8 protein-coding genes are annotated in these 17,454 nt (G+C 50.2%); 5 read left to right on the top strand and 3 right to left on the bottom strand.

Features of this window, described 5'->3' with window-relative positions:
* The coding region (locus HKN79_01660) for an aquaporin (protein NNC82257.1) at positions 1–728 on the top strand (728 nt) is incomplete at its 5' end.
* Here HKN79_01660 and HKN79_01665 read toward each other — a convergent pair.
* Both HKN79_01665 and HKN79_01670 read right to left on the bottom strand, forming a co-directional pair.
* Entirely contained in the window at positions 715–1,590 is an 876-nt protein-coding gene (locus HKN79_01665) for a hypothetical protein (protein ID NNC82258.1), read from the bottom strand. The two genes, HKN79_01660 and HKN79_01665, sit on opposite strands and share 14 nt — an antisense overlap.
* Complete coding sequence (locus tag HKN79_01670) at positions 1,587–7,667, bottom strand: hypothetical protein (GenBank protein NNC82259.1); 6,081 nt, start codon at positions 7,665–7,667, stop codon at positions 1,587–1,589. The genes HKN79_01665 and HKN79_01670 overlap by 4 nt, the downstream gene beginning before the upstream one ends.
* A gap of 369 nt (positions 7,668–8,036) precedes the next feature.
* Between HKN79_01670 and HKN79_01675 the strand changes: the two genes are divergently transcribed.
* Positions 8,037–10,376 (top strand): DUF1939 domain-containing protein, encoded by a 2,340-nt coding sequence (locus tag HKN79_01675; GenBank protein ID NNC82260.1) that lies wholly within the window; start codon positions 8,037–8,039, stop codon positions 10,374–10,376.
* Here the strand turns inward: HKN79_01675 and HKN79_01680 are convergent, their stop codons facing one another.
* Positions 10,377–11,828, bottom strand: coding sequence for a T9SS type A sorting domain-containing protein (locus HKN79_01680; protein ID NNC82261.1), 1,452 nt, complete (start codon positions 11,826–11,828; stop codon positions 10,377–10,379).
* A gap of 74 nt (positions 11,829–11,902) precedes the next feature.
* Here HKN79_01680 and HKN79_01685 point away from each other — a divergent pair, with 74 nt between their 5' ends.
* From HKN79_01685 to HKN79_01695, 3 genes are all read left to right on the top strand, one after another.
* Complete coding sequence (locus tag HKN79_01685; protein NNC82262.1) at positions 11,903–12,676, top strand: AMP nucleosidase; 774 nt, start codon at positions 11,903–11,905, stop codon at positions 12,674–12,676.
* Between the two features lie 203 nt (positions 12,677–12,879).
* Positions 12,880–15,843: a SusC/RagA family TonB-linked outer membrane protein gene (locus tag HKN79_01690; protein ID NNC82263.1), complete on the top strand. Its 2,964-nt coding sequence runs from the start codon at positions 12,880–12,882 to the stop codon at positions 15,841–15,843.
* A gap of 23 nt (positions 15,844–15,866) precedes the next feature.
* Positions 15,867–17,345, top strand: coding sequence for a RagB/SusD family nutrient uptake outer membrane protein (locus HKN79_01695; protein ID NNC82264.1), 1,479 nt, complete (start codon positions 15,867–15,869; stop codon positions 17,343–17,345).
* The last annotated feature ends 109 nt before the right edge of the window (positions 17,346–17,454 follow it).

Consider the following 17,454-nt stretch of genomic DNA (forward strand, 5'->3'; position numbering starts at 1 on the left):
TGGGTGCAGCGGTCATCCTGGGCTGGTTATCGAGCCTATGGCAGGTAGCGCTGGTATGGGGAATTGGTGTGACCCTGGCCATCAAGATCTGTGATAGATGGTGCCCGGCACATCTCAATCCGGCCGTCACTCTGGGCATGTGTCTGGCGCGCCACCATAGCTGGAGAAGACTGTTTCCGTATGCATTGGCCCAATTGACCGGTGCTGTGCTTGCGGCATTCTCCCTTCTCCAACTCTTCAAGAGCCCTATCGAGTCCATGGAGAAAGCAAACCTAGGCACCGATGCGGATCTCTATCATTTCGTAGCACCACTCAGGAGTCAGGAAAGTGCTCAGATGTTCGGTGAGTTCTTTCCCAATCCATCCTATGCTCACCTCATCGACATCGATTGGCCTACAGCCTTCCTGGTAGAGTTCATCGGTACGGGATTGCTCATTTACTTCATTCTTATGATCACCGAAGGGATATCGCGGTTGACCTGGAAAGTTGCTGCTTCGATCGGGCTGCTGGTGGCCTCGTTAATTGCCGTTCTGGCTCCTTTTACCCAGTGCGGCATCAATCCTGCCCGAGACCTGGGTCCTAGACTGGTGGCTTACTTCAATGGATGGGGAGAATATGCTCTCCCCGACCCTGCTCATGCCGCGATAAGCGTCTACGTATTGGCTCCTTTACTGGGGGCCATGCTGGCCGCATGGTCCTATTCAAGGTATAGGGTCAATCCGAAGTGAACCGGTAGAACAGCACTGGTTTGAGCACGATTCCTTGCGAGAGGGGTGAATTGAGCGGCTTGCGATCATCGTTCAGATCCACTGCGCCAAATGAGAGATCCACTCCTTCTCCGATCGGATATCGATCATATGCCCGCAATACCGAATGACCCACTTGTAGATTCAGCACCAACTTCTCTGTGAGATAGAGATCTGAGAACAGTGTCACCGTATTGTCGGCCACTTCCAGATAGGAATTCGCTGCAGAGAGATTGAATGAATATTTCCTTCCTACATAATTGAATCCGGCCATCCATCGGTCGTTCAGCGTACGCCTGATAGATGCGGACATAGGTACAGTGAGTTCCAGTCGGGTGCGCTCATCGATCTGCCAATCGGCTCCGAAGAGAGGTAGTAAGAGCAGCCCGAAAAGGTCGTCATTCATATACATACCGAACTTGTACCTGAGTCCCGGACGCTTCTTGTAGTAGAAAAGATGGAAGAAGCCCAGTTGGACATCTCTTGCGAGAATCTTCCCGTCATCTTTGTTGATCTTGGGAAGAAGTAGGGTCATGTATTCCCACTTGTCACTGTCCGATCTCCACGTATTCCGCACCCCTCCTATCAGGCCAACGGAACTCACTCTGAGATCATCGATGGTGCTCCATGTTGCATTAGCCCCTAAAATGATGTAATCGCCATTGTCCTGTTCGAAGGGTAGGAAGGCTCCGAGATGCACATCTGCGATATCCACTGACGATGCCGCTGAGTCTTGATATTGATTCTCCGGAGAGAGCCGATAGTCCAACTTGAAGACATCAACGAATTGCTGTGCTCCGGCCAGAAGAGGAAAAAGAAGGACGACACTCAGGACCCATCTCATTCCACAAGTATGCGAATCCCTTCTGAATGTGAGGTGAATTCAGGGGCGTACATACACTGTATGGTAGTGATCCCATTGGAGAAGTCTCCCCTGTGTGACACGAATACATCGTACTCCAGTACATAGGCTCCTTTACGCAGACCATCTATGAAGAAGTTGGTAGCGGCATCACGCGTATTGCGATAGAAACCCAGTCCGCCCGAATAGACCATGCCACTCATCACATCCACAGGCTCCATTCCGGCACTACGCATGTCCTTGATGTGCACATACTCCATCTCGCGATCGGTCTCTATCTCCATGCGCACGCGTACCCTATCACCTACGGTCAAAGCAGCTCCATCATCCAATTCCACCAGTTCTTCTCCAGTATCGGTGCGCTTGACCTTGAAGACCTGCTTGCGAACAGCGAGGGGAGAATCTGCGAGTGTGATCTTATCCAGGTCCTCGAAATATTGGTAGTACAATGCACCCCAGGCTGGAGCTTCGCCTTCCTTGGTCACCTTGACCTCACTCATCCTGGGTTCGATGTCCTCGCCATCCCACTTCTTCTTGAGGTATCCGGTACCGGCCTCGGCTCCCAAAGTGGGGTCATCTGAAGAGAAGCGCTCAGTACCTACCGAGATGCTCCAATTGCGCTCCTGGGTCCAGTCATTTCCTCCCAGTAGGAGCGCATAGACTGCCTCAGCGGTAGCACGGGTGGTCTCCCAATCATTGGTCTGCTTGTTGAAGATGAGCCATTGTTTGAGTCCATATACAGCTTCCTCATCCTGCATGACCTCAGAGAAGGCCTCTACCATCAATGCATGTCGCTCGATACCGGCCTCGTACCAATACCAGCCGCTACGTTGATCCTTCCAGTACATGCCGAGCTCTGTATCCATCATGGCCTGCTCCTTGACCGAGCGCATAATGCTCTTGGCCACCTCCGGTTCATCCAATCTATGCAAGGCCATGGCGCTCATACCCTGCATGTATACGCTCTTCTTGGTCCAGAATTCAGCTGCTTGCTTCCTATAATATTCAAAGGCTCCTCCGCTCGGCAGACCTTTATCCAGCCAGAAACTGCGTGCATAGAGATATTGGATCTCAAAGGGTCCAGTGTGGTCCTTCTTCTCCCAATCCGAGGCGTATCGTTTCATCCTTCTCCATCGCTTCAAATGCTCTTCATCCATATAGCGGATAGCATCGCTTATCATCTGGTTCATGGCAGCATCGTTCTCATCCAAGATGCCTAGGTGCTTGAGGTGACCGAGTCCAGAAACGATGTATTGAGTGATGTACAGACTGGGTCGCATACCGGAGAACCAAGGCCAGCCTCCACTCGCATGTTGGTTCTGCTTGAGCTTGCTCATCGCACGATCCTGGCGTTGGGCCATGTGGTTGATATCCAATAGCAGCGATAATCTCTTCTTACGCTCCGTCTCATCTTGGGCTTCCAGCACCCATGGAGTCTCTTCCAGGATCACATACTTCAATTCTTGATTCTTCTCCAGATTACTCAAGAAGGCATCTGTGTCGTAGTTCTCCCAAGCCTTGATCACCTCTTGTAATCGAGGTCGCTCACCGATGATATTCGAGGCCAGGGAATTGGCATAGTAGCGTGTGAATATCTGCTCTGAGCAATCATAGGGATACTCCATCATATAGGGCATGGCCTGCACAGCATACCAGATGGGGTTGGCGGTGAATTCCAGGGTCAGTGCGTGGGGTTTCAGACTTGAGGACTGGTTGACCTGGGCCATACGGGTGAACTGGAAGGTCTTCTCGCTTTCCTTGAGAATGGCAAAGGGCATGGTCTCGGTGACCAACATACGATTGGATAACACCGGAAGGGAATTCTCCTCACCATCACTGTGTTTCTGACCCTGAGCAACGAAGCGATAGGTCAAGGCCGAATAGCTGTCCGGTACCGCAACCTTCCAAGAGAAGGCAGCATTGCCTTTGGCCTCTAAACTGAAGGCTTGCGATTGTGAACCGTCTATCAAGGTCGTGCTGACATCCTTTCCGGTGATAGCGTCTGAAATCTCTAAACGGATGGACCCACTCTCGGCTTCTTCACTCAGACTGCTCAACTTCGTGCTCATGTAAATAATATCTCCTTGACGGAAGAAGCGCGGAGGATTCGGGATGACCATGAGATCCTTCTGTGTGATGACCTCTTGGCTCATTGTACCGGTCTGCACTTCTTTGGAGTGGGCCAGGGCTTGGAACTTCCAGGTGGTAAGGGCCTCAGGCATTGTGAATCCGAAGTTCAGATTGCCTTCCGCATCCGTTGTGATATCTGGGAAGAAGAAAGCCGTCTCCTGAAGGTTCGTGCGGATAGTTGGTCCTTGCTCTGCACCTTCTTCTGGCGCATTTGCATCGGCCGGTGGTGCACCTCCCGAGGCATCATCTTCTCTTTCCGCCTCTTCCACCATCACCGCATCTGCATCGGCCATATCCATGTTCATAGCGGCACTCTCTCCTTTGGCCAACCTTCTTTGTTTGCCTGGAGCAGCTGACATGACCACGGTCTCCATGAGTTCTCCCTCGTATCTGAAGCCTCCATAGAAATTCGGATAATAGCCGAAGCGGTTCAAAGCAGGGAATGTGCGTCCAGGCAAGAAACTGCGTTGTACCCTCCAGTTGGGAGCATGTAGTCGGCCGGAAGCTGTACCGAATCCGCGATAGTCCATATCCAACCAAGCATGCTTCTTTCTCCACGGTGAGAAGTTCCAATCGTGCATCTTGAACTGATCCAATGAAGCATCATACATGCTGAGAAGGAGTTCGCTCATCACTTTTTCTCCGTTCTGTGCTTTGACCTTGAGTTTCCATTGCTCCTCTGATCCAGGTAGCATTTTATCGCGATAAGTCACGAGTTCCACATCCAACAGGCGATCGATAGGCTTGACCTCCAGATCCATGGTCTGCTTGAATACCCGATTATTCTTCAGAGCCGAGATGTGCACGAAGATTCCTTCTTGATGGCTTTTCTTGATGGGCAGCTTGAACACCTTCTGACTTCGATCCAATGTCCAATCTTCAGTATGAATGATCTGGTAATTGTGCTCCACACGTATCTGAACGGGCAGGTCTTTCCACTGACTGGAAATGAGGATCTCAGCGGTCTCGCCCGGCTCATAACTCCCTCCCAGGTCAATTACCCGGAAGGCCTCTGCAAAGCTGTTCTCTCCTTCTTCAGAGCTGTATACATGGAACTCGCTGGTGTATTCCACCTCTTCTGGGCCTGCCGTAGTAAGTTCCAGCAGATAACGCCCTGTAGTCAGTGATTCAAAGGCTTCTACCGGGAGATGTGTGTCGGAGGCGGTGCTCCATTCTCCATCGCGTATTTTCTCACCCTTGGTATCGCTCCTTTTATCTTCTTCATCAAAGTAATAGCGGGGCAGTTCTTCTTGGAATTCACTCTGGCCGATCGACTGGAATTGCGGGAATTTCCATCTACGCTCTACCTTTTCCCTAGTATCCACTGGCAATCTGCGTATGGTCCATTGGCCACTCGCGGGAACATCCTTGCCATTGAGATTGGTACTCTTGACCTTGACTTCTCTCAGGTCCTCTTTATTCCATTCACTCGGGATGTCGGATGATAGCAGCAGGCCTTTCTTGCCCACATTGACCGTACTGCTCGCCTGGCGGGTCTCGCCATTGATATCGGTCACCTCTACCTGTATACTGAAGGTATAGTGACTGAATCCCTCTCCTCCCTCATCATTACCTCCCACGGCCTCGAAATCCAGAGCGAATCTTCCTTGATCATCGGTCTCCGTGAGGCCTTGGACGATCTGCACGGCTGCTTCATTCTGTGGTGGCATCCTGTACCACCAGCCCCACTTCCAGATGTACACCGGTCTTCGTTCTACAGTATATCGGACTTGAGCATCGGTGATCGGCACTCCTGCATAGCTCATGGCCTGTCCTGTGGCGTGGACCACCTCATCCAATCTATAGACGCCCTCCAGGCTATCCAGATCCACCTTGAATTTGGGGCGCTTGTACTCTTCTACCGAGAAGGAGATACTGCCATGAGGAGACTGCAAGGTCATATTGCCCGTGAGGCCGGAACTCGGTAGTGTGAATGTCCCATGTATGCTGCCGTAGGCATTGGTACGCACCGCCTGTTTGCTGACTTCCTGATGATTGGCATCTCGCAGGGTGACCTCGATATCTGTATTGGGCTGGATCTGCGGTCCATCCTCGGTATTCTTCAAGTGGATTCCCTTGAAATGAAGGGTCTGCCCCGGACGATAGATGGCCCGATCCAGAAAATAGTGCGTGCTCGACCAGTTCTGTTGAGGGGTACGAGGATGTCTGGAGTAACTGCTAGCACGGTATTCCTCACCTTGCCATTGAATGGTCAAGGACTGATTGTATCCATTCTGGACAAAAGGAATATGCACTTTACCATCATTGCCGGTGGTATACCGTCCATGCTCGCGTTTGTTGTATCTTCTAGAAGAACGGTCATATTCATTCACATAATGAATGACCGTTGCCCCTTTCAATGCAGTGCCCGAATCCCTGTTCTTCAGAGACACCCAAGAGCCGCCTTGGGGATGAGGACCTTCTTCCATAGCGATATGAGTGACCCAGAACATAGCGTAGGCCATAGCATCCCCCCCACTGAAGTTCTCACCTTCACTCACTATGATTGCGTAATGCTCTGCATCAAGCGCTGGAATCATAGTCTCGGTGCTGTGCGCATGATGATCATCAGCGCCTTTCAAGTCCAATGACCACGCATGCATGACAGGCTGCTTGGAGAGTCTGCGGAGGTATTTTGCCATGTCATAGCGCTCCCCCTCCATGAAGTCAGGCGCCACCTGCACCACTCGGAAGTAGACCTTCTCCAGATTACGATGGTCGAGCTTGAGCAGATCGGAAGTGGATGGTATCAGCACTTGCTCCATCTGCAATCCCATGCTCTTTTGGCGGATATTGAGCAAAAGGTTTTGTGCTTGATTCTCAGCACGGGTCTTAGGGTAAGCCGAAATGGTCTGCTGGGCGATCTTCTCGGCCTTGATGTAATGTTCTTTCTTGCTCTCATCGGCTCCATGGTCGTATCCGGTGGACGAAGCGACATACAGCTGAGCCTTGGCCACTTGGTACTCTCCCAACAGGTCGCTAGGGTCATAATTGTCAAGCGCATGATCCAATGCACGTAATAGGTGCATATCAGCTACTTCCCCTTCTTTGTCCGGCAAGCTGCTGTGATTCGAAATGAACTGCAAGCGGGCCAGATCGGTAGAGAGCCATGCAGGTGATTGTTCGGTTTGATACCGGAGGAGGTCCTGGAATATCCGTACGGCCTTATAGGTGAAGGCCAGGGTGTCTTGAGATGCCCAATCTTTAGTGCTGAATCTAGAACCTGGTGCGTAGAAGTCGGGGTCATCTATTTGGAAGAATTCCTTGGGACGCGTCAATCCGCTCTCGCTATTCTGATAGAATGCCAAGGCCCTGTATGCCAGCATCTCATAAAGGCTGGGTCGCAATTCCACATGTGAAGTATCTGTAAGGAGTTCCTTGTCCAAGTCTTTGACCTCGACTGCCTTGAGAGCAGGTATATCATTCAAGCTGGCGGAGAAATGTGCGTCAATCTCATCAACGAATCGACCAAGGTGCCAGAAGCGGATATCTTCCACACCGGGAGCAGGTGTACGATTGATGATCTCCCAACGGTGCTGTTGGTAATAGCTCCAGTAGGCCTCGGCCGTCATACTATGCGCGATGGCCTGAAGAGGCATGGGAGCTTCTTCGGCTACTGTGCGTAGCTTTTCGATAGCCTGTAGCTCTGAGCCCTCTTCTACCCTATCGGCAAATTTGAGCTGATAGCAGAGGGCCTTGTATTGGGTCTGGAAATCCCCCCGAGCGAGCGCATCCTGATAGATGGCCTCCGTCAGATCCCAAGCACTTCGGTAAAGGCCTTGCTGCTCGAGGGAGTCCACACGGGACCAGCGATCATCTTGCAGCATGGGCGTAGCATGTGTGCTTTGTTGGGTGTCCTTGACGGAATTGCAGGTGAAGGATACCAGCCCCAGCAAGAAGAAGAGGAATGGGATAATACGATGCATCATATGGTGTTTCTATAGCTCTGTACACTCTAAGTGGAGAAAGGTTGAATGTACAATGGCAAAATGAATGCCAGAGGGAGGTGGATCCGTGGGATTGAAGTTCCTTCTTGATAAAAGCCACATTCGTCCAAGAGATAGGTAGGAATCAGACAGTGATTTCCTGCTGACCGGTATCTCAGCTCTTCAAAGGCAGCAGGTCTTGTACATTCTCCTTTACCGCGGTAAAAGAGGAGCATCGAGACGGACCGACCATCTCTTGAGAACCTGAGATTCATTTTGTTTCTACTCCTTGATTCTTCCAAGTTCTCCACCATTCTTGTCAAAATGACCTCAAACTGCTAGCTTAGTGGCACAAAGACACTTAGTCTGACCATGAAACATACCGCGATCCTCCTCTTGCTTTGCCTAAGTCTTTCTGCATCCTTCAACACTAGGGCACAAGGTCCATCGGGCGGCAAAGTGATACTTCAAGGATTCTATTGGGATTATTACAATGTTCAATATCCCCAAGGATGGGCCAACTATCTCACCGAAATGGCTCCCCGTCTCAAGGAACTCGGTATAGATGCCGTATGGGTACCGCCATCCTACAAGAATGGTAACCCGGCATCGGTAGGATATTCTCCCTTCGACCACTATGATCTAGGCGATAAATTCCAGAAGGGCAATACCAAGACCCCGCTGGGCGACAAGGATGAATTTCTGCGGATGGTGGCGGTGATGCATGCCAATGGCATTGAAGTCATTCAGGATATCGTGCTCAATCACGTGGTAGATGCTGGAAACACAGATGGCTCCGGTGGGCAAGACCCCTATGCTGCGGCCAACTATGACGATGGATCGACAGACGGATTCAAGAACTTCCGCTACATCTGTTACGATACACCCTACTCTGGCAATGCGACCAATTATCTCAATCGCACGGGCCGTTGGCCTAAGAACTGGCAGAACTTCTATCCCAATGAGAACCACACCTGCTGCACCGATGAGCAGAACAGCCCTTACTGGGGACCTGATGTGGCCTATGAGAGCGACAGCTACGGTCAGAGCAGTTGTACAGGGTGCTACAATCCGGTGCAAGGAGAGAACTACATGCGGGATCAAGCACGCGAGTGGTTTGTCTGGTTCAAGAAGCAAACAGGCGTGGATGGCTATCGCATAGATGCAGTGAAGCACTTCCCTGCCGATGTCATGGAGGACCTCTTATGGAACGCCCAGTACAATTCGCTCTTTGCAAGCGGAGGTGAGGAGATGATCGCTTACGGTGAATATCTGGGGAGCAACTATGACATGGATGCTTGGGCCAATGCCACTCAGAACAGGGCCGGCACTATGGATTTCGGCTTGAGGGGCAGCTTGTACAACATGGTACTGGGTCAAGGTGGCTTCGATCTAGTGCAGATTCCTGAATCGCAACAGTCCAATAGACTGCGCACGGTTCCTTTCATCAACACCCATGACACTTTTCGGCCGATTGTGGATGAGAATGGGAATTATGCCGCATGGGATACATTCAATGAATTGGGAGGGCACATCGATCCGAATGAACCGAGACTGGAAACGGCCTATGCAGTCAGTATGGCCGTGGATGGTAATCCGATGGTCTTCATGGAAGATCTTTTTGTGATGGACACCCCCCAGCGTTTCGATCACAGACCCTACAAAGAGGCCGAACTACCCACTCGCGATGCTATCAGCAACATCATCTGGTGCAGACAGAAATTGGAATTCGCCCAAGGACAATATCTCGTGCGTCACACCAGCCCAGATAATCTCATCATCGAGCGCAGCGGTAAGGCCATCATAGGTGTAAATGATTCATGGAGCACTTGGCAGGGCAACTGGATCCCGACCAACTTTCCTCCAGGTACACAACTCCATGATTATTCTGGAGCCAACAGCAATGACATCTATGTGAATCAAGATGGTTGGGTACAGATCTGGACACCTCCCTGTGACGGAAGTAATGTACGTAGAGGCTACACCATTTGGGGTCCAGCGGGTATATCAGGAGGATTCGAACGTCCGATGGTCAAGACCAAACAAGAATGGCAGATGGCCGGTGACCTGGGGGATTCACACCCTTGGTCCTTGCAGCAAGGAGGACCGCTGCCTGCCAACAGCACTGCTGAACGCTTGGTCGGTAAGATTTTCTCATCCAACAGTACCAAGATCCAACTCAAGTGCTTTCCGAAGGACAAGACACAGAGCACCACGCTCATCTTGGCCAATCACGATGGGACGTTGCATATCGACTCAGTAGTCGGAATTGGGAATATCAAGTTCACCATCAACTCACCTGCTAAGAACTGGTACACGATCAAGGTCAGGAATACCTATGACACCAATCCTTCTCAGACCGTCAAGGTGCGGGCCATCTACAAAGGACCCAAGTATGTGCGGGTAGCGGATTTCCCTAAGAACAATGGAACCAAGGAGGACCTCATGGAGAATTCCATACTGGACATGGATATCTATCCCAATCCGGCTTCCTCCGATCTACAAGTCAAGATACAAGGTCTTGGACAGGAACAACCCCTCTTCCAGATATTCACCTCAGATGGTCGAATAGTGAGACAAGTCACCTATGGTGTAAGGAAAGGGGAAGGCTCCGTATATCATGTGGAGACTTCTGCATTAGACCCCGGAGCCTATCTCCTCCAGGTACTAGGCGATCAACGAAGCACACAAAAGCTCTTCATCAAGCAGTGATCATTGGATGATCAATCGATGAACAACTCCGCCAAAGCTGTCTTGTACTAGATACATTCCTTTCTCTAGATCATGGAGCACCACAGTCTCACCGTATTTCTCACCGAATCGGATGGACTGGACCACCCTACCAGATAGATCGAACAGTCGATACTCGCGACCAGGCAGACCTTGGAGATAGACGGCCCCTGAACTCGGATTCGGAAAGATCGAGATCAGGCCCTCTTCTCGTGAACCGATCTTCTTATCGATTTCATCATTCTCCCATATGCCCGGAGGTGTATAGATATTGGTCACGGGGTCATAGTCCGGAGTATTGAAGATCTTTCCTTCTGACCAAGGGCTTTCCTGGCCTGCCCCTTCTTGACAGGCACAGCGCACGCGCCATCGATAGCGGATATTGGGGTGTACATCAGGACGCTGGAACTTGATGGGCCATTTGAAGAAATCCTGGCCCGGCTTGGTCCTATCTGCAATGAGACTGGTATCTGGATCACTGATGGGGGTATTGGTCACCAGATCACGGATAGACCAGAACTGGATGTCGCATGCCGCACTGTCCTCCGGAGCATACTTTACGTGTGGACTCTCCTTGTACCACTTTACTTGCACCCGATCGATGACCCCATCTGGATAGGGTACCGGTTGAAAGGATTTTGTGAGATCGACTGGCGATGTATCGAACACCTCACATGGATCCTCTGCATAGAACCATGCATCATAGACCAGGTCCGGATGATCCACATAGGGATTGCGATTGCCTTGGGATACTTCCACGCGATCATTTCTCTGGATCTCAAGCGCATCTACTGGGTCATTGAGGTGCCATGTGTATAAGAGAATTGGGTCTGCCACCGAGTCTATCGTCCCCGCTTCAGAAGGATACATGGTGTAGAAATAGAATATCTGCCGGGCCACATCTCCTTTGCTGTCCTCTTGAGGCTCCCACAGACCGATCAGGCTTTCAGACCAATTCTCATTGGAGGCCGGCTCATCAAAGGTGGCTACATAGTTTCCTAGAGAATCCAGTCCATACCATCTCGCATCAGCATCGGGCACTTCTCCAAAGGGCCAATTCTCCCGGGAAGAATTCGCACTTTGATGACAAGGTCTGAGCACATGTATATCGGCACGCATGGGTTCCTGATATCCGAATAGCGATTGCGGCACCAGATGTTCTGCATTGATAGGGTCTGGAAAGGTGGTGTACTCGGCCGGCTGAGAAAAGTCGGTATAGATGCAGTACAATAGTCCATCCACCTCATCGGTATAGGAGTACATCTGTCTGCGGGCCTCGCTGTATCCCAGATTCGTATGATGCGGGTCATAGGTCTCTGACTTCAACCAAGTGCGCAGTTCTTCCAGTTTCAAAGAATCTGGATACTGCGCCTCGATGGAATGTGTGAAGCAGATGAAAACGAAGGAGATGAGGTATGCGTGGGATACGTTCATGTCTGGGTTCAATGGGCTACAAAGCTCGGTCAAAAGCAAGTAATCCTGCAAACCTGCTTGTACCTTCGTAAACTATGAAGAGCAAAGAAGAGATTGTAGCGAATTGGCTGCCGCGCTACACAGGCACAGCGATAGAAGATTTCGGCACCTGTATCCTGCTGACCAATTTCGATGGATATGTACACCGGTTTGCTGAGATGACCGATTGTGAGGTGAGAGGGCATGATAAGGCCATGCTGAATGCTACGTGTGGTGACATCTCTATCATCAACTTCGGGATGGGAAGCCCCAATGCGGCCATCATCATGGATCTGCTCAGCACCATCGATCCACAAGCCGTGCTTTTCTTAGGAAAATGCGGTGGACTGAAACGGAAGAACAAACTCGGGGATCTCATACTTCCTATTGCCGCTATTCGTGGAGAAGGGACCTCCAACGACTATCTACCCTTCGAAGTACCTGCACTGCCTGCCTTCAGCTTGCAGCGAGCCGTCTCTACCAGCATACGGGAATATGGAAAGGACTACTGGACCGGGACCGTCTATACGACCAACCGCAGAGTCTGGGAACATGACGAGGTATTCAAGGAGAAGCTGCGCGCTGTACGTACCATGGGCATCGATATGGAGACGGCCACCATATTCATCACCGCATTTGCCAACAGTATCCCTGCAGGGGCCTTACTTCTAGTTTCTGACCAACCCATGATCCCTGATGGAGTGAAGACCACCAAATCAGATGAATTGGTCACAAAGAATTTCGTAGATGACCATATCCAGATTGGGATCAATGCGCTCAATGAGATACTGCATAATGGTCGATCGGTGAAGCACCTGAGATTCGACTGAACTCCAAGCTGAAGAAAAGGATTATTGGAGTCCCATCTTGCGCTCCTTTAGGTGGGTAAAACAATCGAATGGATTGACCAGAAGGTTATATTTGTGTCAAATTAACACTATGTGAGGATCCATTCGATCCGGCACAATCCAGACAGATGAAAATCCAGCGAACTGGACACTTATCACAACCGCGTTCGATTAACCGAAACCCTATGAGAAGCATCTTTTCATTGAAGCCATTGCTGGTCCTTTGCCTTTTGGCCGCAAGTACTTGGACACAAGCACAAACAATCACCGGGAGCATCAAGGATTCGCAAAGCCAAGAACCCCTCATCGGTGCCACCGTAATGGTGGTCAATACGAGCAAGGGTACCGTTGCCGATATTGACGGTAATTTCACTCTTGAACTACCAGAAGGAGCTGAGTCCCTTACCTTCAGCTATGTGGGATACACCCCAAAGACACTTGCGATCGATGGTCAGACCACTTTCAATGTCCTACTCGATCCTAAATCCCTCGATGAGGTGATCGTGATCGGATACAGCACGCAGAAGAAATCGGATAAGACCGGTGCCGTGGTGAACGTGGGTGCGGACGAACTGAATCTCGGAAGGATCAGCGATCCTATCCAAGCTATGCAGGGTAAAGCTGCGGGTGTGAACATCTCAAAGCAAGGAGGTGACCCGAATGCGGGATTCTCGGTCAATATACGAGGAGCTGCGGGGCTTACTTCCGGTACAGGACCACTCTACGTGGTAGACGGAGTACCTGGTGTGGACCCTACTACCATCAACCCTGATGACATCGAATCCTTCAACATACTGAAAGATGCGAGTTCGGCTGCCATCTATGGTTCTCGTGGAGCCAATGGGGTTATTATCATCACGACCAAAGGCGCGAATGCTGGCAGTGGTAAGGAAGTCAATAATGTAGAATACAGTGGTTTCGTGTCCTTTGACAATGTGGCCAGAAGGCTCGATCTATTGGATTCGGATGAGGTCAGAGACTTTGCCAGCCGCACTGGACGGACCTTCATAGACAACGGTGCAAACACCGATTGGCAGGATGAGATCTTCCGCACAGGAGTATCACAGATGCATACACTCGCTTTCACCGGCAGTGATGAGAATTCCACCTACCGCGCCTCTCTCAGTGCCAACAACATCGAGGGAGTCATGAAAGGAAGTGGTAAGGAACGATATATCGGACGACTGAATCTGACTCAGCGCACACTGAACGATCGATTGACCATGCAAGCGCGTATCTCTGGGACCATCGAGAGCAATGACTATGTGAACTACGGTAACGGTACCGCTCCCAACAATGTGCTCTATCAGGCCTACAGACGCTCCCCGACCGACCCAGTTTATAACGATGACGGTTCCTTCTTCGAGACAGACCGTTCCTTCCAGTACTTCAATCCGGTAGCGATCAGCGAAGACATCCAAAATCTCAGAGAAGCCAAGCGTTTCCTAGGAAACTTCCGGACCAGTCTGGAGATCATTGATGGTCTGACGGCATCTGTCAATCTGGCCTATATCCGTGATGACGATGAATCCTTCTACTTCGAGCCAAGCTTTACTGCTTCTAACACGACCGAAGGACTAGGACGAAGATCTTACAATAACAAGAGTTCACAGTTGATAGAGACCACGATCAACTATGTCAAGACCTTCAATGACAAGCACAATTTCAACTTCATCGGAGGTCACTCTTACCAGAAAGACAATTTCGATGGATTCTCGGCAGAAGGAAAAGATGCTCAGTCTGATTTCTTGACCTCGAACAACCTGGAGACCCTACTCCAATTGGAGCCTGGAAGTATCACATCCTATAAGAACCAATCTCTCTTGGCCTCTTTCTTCGGAAGAGTGGTCTATGACTTCAACAAGAAATATTTCGCCACTGCGACCTTGCGTAGGGATGGTTCTTCCAAATTCGGTAAGAACAATGAGTGGGGCTGGTTCCCATCAGGATCCGTGGGTTGGAATATCCACGCTGAGGATTTCATGACCGATCAGGATCTGCTCTCTCAGTTAAAACTCAGAGTGGGATACGGAATCACAGGAAACCAAGAGATTCCTATCAATGTGGATGCACGCTTCTTCATTCCAGCCGGTACGGCCATCAATCCTGAAAACGGAGAAACAGTACTTTCATTCGAGAATGCCAATGACGTGAATCCGAATCCCGACCTGAAATGGGAAGAGAATGCGGAGTTGAACATCGGATTGGATTTCGGCCTGTGGAAAGACCGCATCTCGGGTAGTGTGGAGTACTACAATAAGACGACCCGCGATCTCATCTATCGCTACGAGCTTCCAGTACCTCCAAATAGAAACCGATTCATCTATGCGAATGCTGGTGAGATCGCCAACAAAGGAATCGAAGTCACCTTGCAGGCCTATGTGCTCGATGACCGCAATTTGGATTGGAAATCGGTCTTGACCTTTGCTAGGAATGTACAGGAGACCGTTGCACTTTCCAATGATCAATATGATCTGGATGAGATCCGCACCTTGTATGTATCAGGTCGTGGTCTGGTAGGCGGTGAGAACTGGACCCAATTGATCGCACCAGGATTCGAGATAGGGACCTTCTATATGCCGGAATATGCCGGATTGAGTGAAGATGGTCAATTCCTATTCTTCACATCCACCGGAGGAGTCACTCGAGAAGTGACCCAAGCAGAGCGCAGAGTAGTCGGGCAGGCTCAGCCTGATTTCATCCTCGGATGGTCCAACTACTTCACGTTCATGCGTAATTGGGATTTCAGCTTTGCAGCCCGTGCTGTAGTAGGTCATGATATACTCAATGTCACTCGCATGGTCTTCAGCAATCCGGCCGATCTACCTACCCTCAATACCCTAGGTGAGGCTGTAGAGGAGTTCGACCGCGGTCTGGAGGACAATCCGACTATCAGTGACTACTACTTGGAAGACGGTACTTTTTTGAAAATGGACAATATCGCTTTGGGATATACGCTGGATACAAAGGATTCGAAGCACATCAAGAATCTCAGATTCTACGTGATGGGGAACAATCTTTTCGTACTGACGAACTATTCCGGAGTGGATCCCGAGGTGAGCTTTGGTGGTCTCGAGTTCGGACGTGACCAGTACGATGTATACCCGAAGACCCGCAGCTTCACTATCGGAGTCAATGCTACTTTTTAGAAATGAATGAGCTGAATAAACAAATGAAGAAGTCGATCATAGTTCTAAGCGCCCTTACCCTAGCCTTCTCATGCACCAAACTCGATGAGGATGTGTATGACAAGATCCCTGAAGACCAGTTCCCTGAGAATGAAGCTCAGGCGGCCTTGGTCGTAGTACCGGCCTATCAAGAACTGTCCGATCTCATTGATGATGCAGGTTGGTGGTTCTGGATGCAAGAGACCACGAGTGATGAAGTGGTCTTTCCGGTGCGCTATACAGACTGGGATGATGGAGGAAAATGGAGAGTCCTACACCAGCACATGTGGGATAACAATACCGATGGGGTCAACAGCATGTGGTCACACATGTATGATGGAGTGAGTGAGGCCAATAGGGCCATCGATGAATTGCTCCCCTTCGCCTCTGAGCCTTCTGCACAGGTCACGATTGCAAAACTGAAGACTCTACGTGCATTCTATTACTATCTGCTCATCGATAACTATGGGGATGTGCCATTCGTGACTTCCTTCTTCGATGCCCCTGACCAACCTTTCAAGGAGGACCGAGCAGTGATACTCGAGCAGATCATCACCGATCTGCAGGAGAGCTTACCGCTCCTACCCGCAGGAGGTAACAAGTTTGCTGTTTCCAAGGGTATGGCCTATACCCTTCTCGCTAAACTTTTCATCAATTCTGAAGTCTACTCCGGAGAGGCCAAGTGGGCCGAGGCAGATGCTTATTGCGACAGCGTGATAGCCAGCAATCTGTACAATCTGGAATCTTCTGTGATGGCTCCTTTTGCAACGAACAATACGAATAGTATAGAGAATATCTTCACCATCCCATTCGATGAGTTCGATCTACAAGGATTCCGCTTGCATATGCGCACGCTGCATTATCTCCATAATCAGACCTTCGACATGATCGTAGGACCATGGAATGGATTTGCCGCTGTAAAGGACCATTATGACCTGTACTCTGATGAGGATCTACGCAAAGAGTGGTTCATCGTAGGACCTCAGTACAATAGCTCAGGACAACTCCTCTTTGATGAGACGGCCGAGGCCGATCTGGTCATCGACCCGTTCATCCCGGCATTGCAGATGGATGCGTCTTACAGTTTTGCTGAAATACGCATGTCTGGAGCCCGGGTGAAGAAATACGAGATTGCTCCGGGTACCGGAGAGAATCTAAGCAACGATTTTCCTCTCTTCCGATACGCTGATGTGCTCTTGATGAAAGCAGAGACCCAAGTGCGCTTGAATGGAGCCGGTGCCGGAGATACTTACATCAACGAGGTACGATCCAGAGCAGGAGTCGCTCCGATGACAGGAGCAGATCTGGACATGATACTCGAAGAACGCGGTAGAGAACTCTTCTGCGAAGGCCATCGCAGACAAGACCTTATCAGATTCGGAACATTCAATGACTCATGGTGGGAGAAAGGTTCCAGCGACCCAAGTCGCAATACCTTCCCTATTCCGCAATGGGCCATCGATGCCAATCCCAATCTGAATTGACCAAGACCTTCATTTGATACACTAATTCTAAATTCAATTAATACACACAAACAATGCGATTTCTAAACTTAACTTCAAGACCATGGGCACTGATCGCTCTGGCCATGTT

The organism is Flavobacteriales bacterium (assembly GCA_013001705.1).
Taxonomy (GTDB): domain Bacteria; phylum Bacteroidota; class Bacteroidia; order Flavobacteriales_D; family JABDKJ01; genus JABDLZ01.

Bases quoted from the DNA above. Each gene is read 5' to 3' on its own strand.
- HKN79_01680 (NNC82261.1), bottom strand. From the start codon at position 11,828: ATGAACGTATCCCACGCATACCTCATCTCCTTCGTTTTCATCTGCTTC.
- HKN79_01670 (NNC82259.1), bottom strand. From the start codon at position 7,667: ATGATGCATCGTATTATCCCATTCCTCTTCTTCTTGCTGGGGCTGGTA.
- HKN79_01685 (NNC82262.1), top strand. From the start codon at position 11,903: ATGAAGAGCAAAGAAGAGATTGTAGCGAATTGGCTGCCGCGCTACACA.
- HKN79_01665 (NNC82258.1), bottom strand. From the start codon at position 1,590: ATGAGATGGGTCCTGAGTGTCGTCCTTCTTTTTCCTCTTCTGGCCGGA.
- HKN79_01695 (NNC82264.1), top strand. From the start codon at position 15,867: ATGAAGAAGTCGATCATAGTTCTAAGCGCCCTTACCCTAGCCTTCTCA.
- HKN79_01690 (NNC82263.1), top strand. From the start codon at position 12,880: ATGAGAAGCATCTTTTCATTGAAGCCATTGCTGGTCCTTTGCCTTTTG.
- HKN79_01675 (NNC82260.1), top strand. From the start codon at position 8,037: ATGAAACATACCGCGATCCTCCTCTTGCTTTGCCTAAGTCTTTCTGCA.